The 6,815-nt window shown below is 43.9% G+C and carries 6 protein-coding genes; 3 read left to right on the top strand and 3 right to left on the bottom strand.

Annotated features, from left to right (window positions below; translation table 11 throughout):
• Window positions 1-51: 51 nt before the first annotated feature.
• Window positions 52-1,008, bottom strand: coding sequence for a hypothetical protein (locus tag ACLGGO_RS23650; protein ID WP_446421136.1), 957 nt, complete (start codon window positions 1,006-1,008; stop codon window positions 52-54).
• 36 nt (window positions 1,009-1,044) lie between these two features.
• On the bottom strand, window positions 1,045-2,178 hold the full coding sequence (locus ACLGGO_RS23645) for an AAA family ATPase (RefSeq protein WP_446421135.1): 1,134 nt from the start codon (window positions 2,176-2,178) through the stop codon (window positions 1,045-1,047).
• Window positions 2,179-2,391: 213 nt separating this feature from the next.
• Here ACLGGO_RS23645 and rsmI point away from each other — a divergent pair, with 213 nt between their 5' ends.
• Window positions 2,392-3,219, top strand: a complete 828-nt coding sequence (gene rsmI, locus ACLGGO_RS23640) for a 16S rRNA (cytidine(1402)-2'-O)-methyltransferase (RefSeq protein ID WP_446421134.1) — start codon at window positions 2,392-2,394, stop codon at window positions 3,217-3,219.
• A gap of 267 nt (window positions 3,220-3,486) precedes the next feature.
• Here rsmI and ACLGGO_RS23635 read toward each other — a convergent pair whose 3' ends face one another.
• Entirely contained in the window at window positions 3,487-5,472 is a 1,986-nt protein-coding gene (locus ACLGGO_RS23635) for an Rqc2 family fibronectin-binding protein (protein ID WP_446339299.1), read from the bottom strand.
• 245 nt (window positions 5,473-5,717) lie between these two features.
• Here ACLGGO_RS23635 and remA point away from each other — a divergent pair, with 245 nt between their 5' ends.
• Together remA and gmk are read left to right on the top strand one after the other, a co-directional pair.
• A complete protein-coding gene (gene remA / locus ACLGGO_RS23630) occupies window positions 5,718-5,984 on the top strand; it encodes an extracellular matrix/biofilm regulator RemA (protein WP_446339300.1) in 267 nt (88 codons plus the stop codon).
• 15 nt (window positions 5,985-5,999) lie between these two features.
• Complete coding sequence (gene gmk / locus ACLGGO_RS23625) at window positions 6,000-6,563, top strand: guanylate kinase (RefSeq protein WP_446339301.1); 564 nt, start codon at window positions 6,000-6,002, stop codon at window positions 6,561-6,563.
• Window positions 6,564-6,815 lie beyond the last annotated feature (252 nt).

Genomic DNA, 6,815 nt, shown 5'->3' with positions numbered 1-6,815 from the left:
CTAATATCACATTTGTCAACTGGATTGGTAGATATACAATTCTATTATCCGTCAAAATTGGCTTGACAGACCACTAGTAGCTAATGACGCTACATCATTAGAGAGAAATCTGGTATCTAAGTGCAAAATATATTCGGGTGATACTGTCTTTGCTAAGTACGTCAGGCACATCGACTCCCAAACGCTATAAAAGTTCTCTATTCCCCAAATTTCTCCTTTATCAGGTTGGGATAGCTCCCCATGCAAAAATAACTCAATTGCATCATAAAAATACCAGTAATCTGTATCTTTAAGGGCAGTGTTTCTATCAATTAATTCCAGTGCATCTTTAAGACTATCAACAGTTTGACTGCTATACTCATCATGAAATAAGCCAGACTCGGCATTAATATACTTGTGCTTAAACCGTTCGGCTAAAGCAGTAACTTCACCGCTAACTTCTTCATGCAACTGCTGCTTAACCTCTACCAGGATATAGCAGTACATACCAACGATATCAGTGGGCTGGTAATGCACCATCTGCCGGGGTAATGCCATAGCATCAATATGTGCTGCGCCGTTATCCAGATACACCGCATGGTGTAGAAATAAATGCAGTTTGCTGTAGTCTATTTTCTCCGATTTTCCCAACCTATCAGCCAAAGACAATATTTTAAGCTCATCATAAGCGTTGAGAATAGAATCAATCAGATCTAACTTCGAGTAAAAAATATTCTTTTCTATCTCAACATCAGGTAAACTGATTCGCTGAATACTTCCCTGATTTCTGATTACACCATCCCTATCCTGAGTTTTGATATCAGCATCTTTCTGGAGGCAAATATCTTTAAAATGATTCAATACCTTATAAAACTGAAAAAACAAGTCTCGCTTGCTGTCGTAAGTAGTAAACAAGCTTGGATCAAATCCTTTAGGCAAACAGAAAATTATCTGGGACTCTCGCCTTTTTATACCTACAAACGAATAGGTTTCATTAACCTCTAATTGCAGTTCTTTAAAATCTATCATTATTCAAGAAATTGGAATATCGTCTAACTCATCTTTCTACTCTAAAGCAGATCCCCTCTCATGCATATTTTTTATAAACTCTTCTGCATGCCTCACGAAATCGGCATAAGTAGTTAAGTTTATATCATTCAATAATTTTGTGAAAAGTTCTACTAAAGGTCTTTTGTCTCTGGCAAATGCACTATCCCACAAATAGAACATGACTTTATCTTTTACTTGATCCAGCGAAATTTTTCCATCATGAGGCTTGATAAACCACCAGCCAATTTGTTTATCTTCTATTCTTGTAATACTTTGATGATGGGATTTGATAAACTCATTGATGCCTACAATACATCGATACCACTCTAGATGCTCACCCTTATCTAGTTCCAAAATGGCTTGTGATATTATCTCTGGTACCTTTTTACTTCTTACGTCTTCACTTCTTATGTCAGCCTGACTAGGAGCATCCACATACTTCCAATCCCAACGTCTCTTAAAAGCACTGTCTAGATAGTAAATGGACTCATCAGAGGTATTGATGGTAGCAAGAATGGATAAATTAGGAGGAAGGCTAATTTTATAAGCTTTTAAGTTTTCCAACATTCTCATTCTTACTTTATCCCTATCCTCAGAATTGCTGCCTAATTTATTTTCTAATTCATAACGAAAAAATTTTTCTAATATTGTACCTTCTACCTGTATCTCTCGATCAACTGTAATATTAGCTTTATAGTCCATGGCATTAAACAAACCCACCAGTTCCAACTCAGATATATCCACTTCGTAAGTTGACCAGCCATCATCTTCTCTATCTAATAACTGAAATATTGATCCAAAAATAGCAGCAGCATTTCCTCGATTCAATTCATCAATTACTAATAGATATTCTTCTTCGGGATTTTCAATTAAACCTCGATATGCTTTACCCAATGCCTGTAGGAAATGTCCGGGGTAATACTTGTAAACTACCGAATTACCATACGTGTACGGCAATAGCTTGCCCATAAAATCAGAATAAGTATATTCAGGATGAAATACCGTTTTAACCGTATTCTTTAGAATTTTGGTATCTTCATCAAATTCTATACCTAGTTGATGCTTGGCAATCTCGCGCACCTGATAACTTTTACCCGTACCGGGACTGCCAAAAAGAATTTTTTGGATTGGTTTGACTGAATTTACCATAATCTCCAAATAAGGTTCTGAAAAAATAAATTAGCCGTCTGTCTAATCTTTCCCTAGAACCAAAACCGCCGCTACGCTACTCCATGAAATACTTCGCCAGTATATCGGAGCCATGATTACCCACCTCTGGTAACTTCGACTCAAAATGTCTTTGTCGATTCTAGCCCAAAAAAAAGCTAGAGTAACATAGTTAGCAGGTATGAAATTAGACCAATGGGGACACTGTATGTTGTCGGGACGCCAATTGGCAACCTAGAAGATATGACCTTTCGGGCAGTACGCATCTTACAAACGGTCGATACTATCGCCGCCGAAGATACCCGTCATACGGGAAAACTGTTGCAGCATTTTCAAATTAAAACGAACCAAATCAGTTACCACCAGCACAATCGCCAGCAGCGTCTACCTGAATTGCTGAATCAGTTAACCACAGGAAAAACTATCGCCCTGGTTACGGATGCGGGAATGCCCAGTATATCTGACCCCGGTTATGAACTCGTCCAGGGGGCAATAGAAGCTGGAATCCCGGTGATCCCCATCCCTGGTGCTACGGCGGGAATTACCGCCCTCAGCGCCTCTGGACTCCCCACAGACCGATTTGTGTTTGAAGGTTTTTTACCCGCCAGTGGTCAAGAACGCCAACAACGGTTGGAGGTGTTAGCGGCTGAATCGAGAACCTTAATTTTTTACGAATCACCCTACCGCCTCCAGCAAACCCTGGAAGATTTCGCCAACATCTTTAGTCCTTCCCGTCAAATCGTCCTAGCACGGGAATTAACCAAATTACATGAACAGTTCTGGCGAGGCACAATTGAAGACGCGATCGCATACTACACCGACCACGAACCCAAAGGCGAATTTACCCTCATCCTCGCTGGCGCACCCCCTGAATCCCCCGTCCTCTCGGAAGCCGCCCTGAAAGCGGAACTCAGCCAACTCATCAACCAAGGACTTTCGCGATCGCAAGCCGCCCGTCAATTATCTCACCTCACCAATCTGCCGCGACGCAACCTTTATCAAATGGCACTCTCATTACCGTAAGTAGAATGGCGCTGAATTAAGGCTGGTGGGCATTGCCCACCCTACGGTATGTCTTGATCAAATGGCACTATCGTTAAAGGTTGACGAAGGACGAATGACCAATGAAAACTGAAAAAGACCATCAACTTGACAGATGGTCTTTTTTGTGCTACTAGTTTCGTTGTCGTTCTGGGAGGAAATATGCTGCCCGTTCCCAAGCGTGCAGCTTAAGATTTCTTCATGTTTTTATCGTAACAGAGAATACGTTTTTTATCAAACTTTACATTTTTATCCAGAAATATCTGCCGTCCGATAGTGTTCAGCTTGTTGAGGACGCCCCCACAATATCCGTTCTCGCTTGTAAATCGCCATCCCCGGTTTAGCACCCTTCGGCTTATAGACATGCTTCGGCTCAGTATACACCACGGGAACCACATCACTCTGACGACCTCGACTATAATGGGCAGCTAAGTCAGCGGCAAACTGGAGATCCGCCTCATCTGCCACAGCCCCCGGATCTAACCGTAATAAAACATGACTCCCAGCAATCTCTTGGGTATGAAACCACAAGTCATAATCCCCAGCCTTGCGAAACGTGAGCTGATCATTTTGGCGATTGTTACGACCAATTAACAATTCAAACCCACTCGGTGTGCGATATCGGTACGGTTCCGAGGCTTCAGTCACATCACGACTACGCTGATCCCGAACATCCAAATAGCCTTGTCCAATCAACTCCTCGCGGATTTCCTGTAACGCCTGCAAATCTTCCGGCGTGGTGTAGCGATCAATCTGAACTAAAGACGCCTCAACCTGTTCCAAATACTCAACTTCCGCTTGCACCTCTTGTAGTAAAGGCACAACCGCCAGACGCGCCCGTTTCAGCTTTTGATGACGTTTATAGAGGGCTTGAGCATTTTGCACCGCATTTTTTTCAGGATCTAAGGAAATCGTCAATGGCTGATTGGTTTCAAAGTCCAGAACCGTCATCTGGTTCATTCCCGGTTGCCAATCTTGCAGATGCGCCATCAATAAGTCAGCTTGTTGACGATACTCATCCGCTTGTTCCGATTGCTGTAACCGTTGTTCAAAGCCTAACGCCTTGGAGCGCGATCGCACTAAAAAACTGTTGACCTTCTGGAGCAATTGGTTATGCAGTCGGCTAAACTCTTGTCGATTGAGTTGGTCAGTATAGTAACGATGCAGTAAAACCTGGACAGTTGGAGCCGATTTAACCACACCCCAACCTAAAACATTGTATCCATCGTCTGTCCAACCCGGTTTGAGTTTGTAGGGGCTCTTTTCACTATTATCATTTGTTGTCACTCTAATGTTACTAAACCCGCCCCCATCTTCCCCAACAAGGGCGGGTTTAGTTAAGTTATCAGTTCTCTCCAAAACGTTATCCGTAAAACCCGCCCCTACAACCCCATCTTCCCCAACAAGGGCGGGTTTAGTTAAGTTATCAGTTTTCTCCAAAACGTTATCTGTAAAACCCGCCCCTACAACTCTGGTTCCCTGCACCTCGGCTCCCCAATCCTCCAGCGCCCATAGCCATTCTTGCCAGCGCTGAAACAGCCGTTGCCAATGCTGTGTTCCTAAACTTTCAGTTGACCCTTCGGGATCTAAATCGGCAGCTTGGATCATGGAACGCACCAGTGCTGGACTTAATCCCCGATAACTCTTGAGTAATTGCCGTTTTAACGCTCCTGGAACTAAGCTAACTCGTTCCTGCCAACGCTCTTGAGACTCACTCAAACTGGGCAGATTACCCAACAAAGCCGGCGGATGTTCGTAAGGCTGACCGGTTTGAATGGGACGGACGCTGGATTGCTGGGGACCAACTTGATGGGCGGCTGTGACGATGATATTTTTAGCGTCTGTAAGAATAACGTTACTATATTTACCCATAATTTCCACATACAGATGCCAGAGAATCGGATCTCCGGGACGTCGGGCAAATTGCAAATCTAACACCCTCTCCCAAGGGGCAATGAACTGAATCCCTACCAGCGCCAACCCATTTAACTGATGTCGCAGTTGGTCACTAAACGTAAATGTATCGGGTATTCGAGGCGGCGGATCACTCAAGCAAATTCGGGCGGCTTGGGGATGCCAAGCCACTGTCAGCCATCCTCTACCTTGAAGCGTTCGCAAGCATAGAGCAATGGTATAGCGATCGCGCTGATAAACTTGTTCAAGTCGTCCTGGTATCCAACCAGCTTGTAACTGTGTACAAGCGGCTGTTAAGGTCGTAAAGTCAACCTGTTGCATGCCGATTCTGTCTTGGTAACGGTGTTTGGTGCAAAGAAAGCGTCCGTTGTCGTCTGAGTATCTACTTAATAGCAGATGACAAGTAAGCCGAATTTATGTCAAGCAAATCTAATCTTTTTTTCGGGTAAACCCGAAAATCAGGGTTTTCTGTGCGATTTAACCTTGTAAGCCTAAATTTTTGTAGATAACATTGTAATCAAATCCCTCGTAATCGCTCCTCAGGCGGCTTTTGCCGTTAATTTTTCATGGACATTCAACTGATCAATATCGGTTTTGGTAACATTGTTTCGGCAAATCGTGTCGTGGCAATCGTTTCTCCAGAGTCTGCCCCTATTAAGCGTATCATTACAGATGCCCGTGATCGCGGGCAACTGATTGATGCGACCTATGGGCGGCGCACTCGAGCCGTCATCGTTACCGATTCTAGTCATGTTATTTTATCAGCGATTCAACCCGAAACGGTTGCTCATCGCTTTGTCATTGGCAAAGATGGAGCAACTAACCATAATTAATTCGACAAGGAACCGATGAGCAAACCAGGCAGACTTATTGTAATAACGGGTCCTTCTGGCGTGGGGAAAGGAACTCTAGTCCGTTTACTTTTAAAGCGACACCCGCAACTGTATCTATCGATTTCCACCACCACCCGTTCACCGCGTCCCAGCGAAGTGCAGGGACAGCATTATTATTTTGTCAGTCGGGATAGGTTTCAGGAGATGGTAACCGCCAATGAGTTATTAGAATGGGCAGAATATGCGGGAAATTATTATGGTACACCCCGCAAACCCGTGGAACAGCATATTCAACGGGGTGAGTCTGTTCTCTTAGAAATTGAACTAGAGGGAGCAAGGCAAATTCAACAAACCTTTCCCACCGCCTTACGTATTTTTATTGTGCCCCCCAATGTGGCAGAACTCGAACAGCGCATTCGTCGGCGGGGTCAGGATAGCGAGGATGCGATCGCGCGACGCCTAGAACGAGCCAAGGCTGAAATCGAGGCGGCGGATGAATTTGATCTGCAAATTGTCAATGACAACCTGGAAGATGCTCTTGTCAGTCTGGAAGCGGCTATCTTTCCTCAGAATTCGTAATTCGTAATCAACCGATCAGTTTACAGGGGTTTTCAATTTAGTTGACTACAGGCAATGCTTTTTATGCCTGCCCTTGAGCAACTGAAAAAACTTGACAAGCTTCAGCGTCGAGTTGTGGTATTTGTTCTCATGCTGATTCCCGTTAAATTTTTAATCGATTGACTTTTATCAATGATCCAGGGCTTCAGCCGCCACAACGGATTTCAGGGAAAGGCAAGCTTACCTGTGTAGTCAACCCTACGCTAAACCAGC

Origin of the sequence: Coleofasciculus sp. (assembly GCF_046565525.1) — a bacterium.
In the GTDB taxonomy this organism is placed as follows: Bacteria; Cyanobacteriota; Cyanobacteriia; order Cyanobacteriales; family Coleofasciculaceae; genus Coleofasciculus.
The sequence above is the reverse complement of the archived record's forward strand: the minus strand, read 5'-3'. Positions and strand labels throughout refer to the sequence as shown.

Coding starts and splice junctions, on each gene's coding strand:
- ACLGGO_RS23650 (WP_446421136.1), bottom strand. CDS start 1,008: ATGATAGATTTTAAAGAACTGCAATTAGAGGTTAATGAAACCTATTCG.
- ACLGGO_RS23645 (WP_446421135.1), bottom strand. CDS start 2,178: ATGGTAAATTCAGTCAAACCAATCCAAAAAATTCTTTTTGGCAGTCCC.
- rsmI (WP_446421134.1), top strand. CDS start 2,392: ATGGGGACACTGTATGTTGTCGGGACGCCAATTGGCAACCTAGAAGAT.
- ACLGGO_RS23635 (WP_446339299.1), bottom strand. CDS start 5,472: ATGCAACAGGTTGACTTTACGACCTTAACAGCCGCTTGTACACAGTTA.
- remA (WP_446339300.1), top strand. CDS start 5,718: ATGGACATTCAACTGATCAATATCGGTTTTGGTAACATTGTTTCGGCA.
- gmk (WP_446339301.1), top strand. CDS start 6,000: ATGAGCAAACCAGGCAGACTTATTGTAATAACGGGTCCTTCTGGCGTG.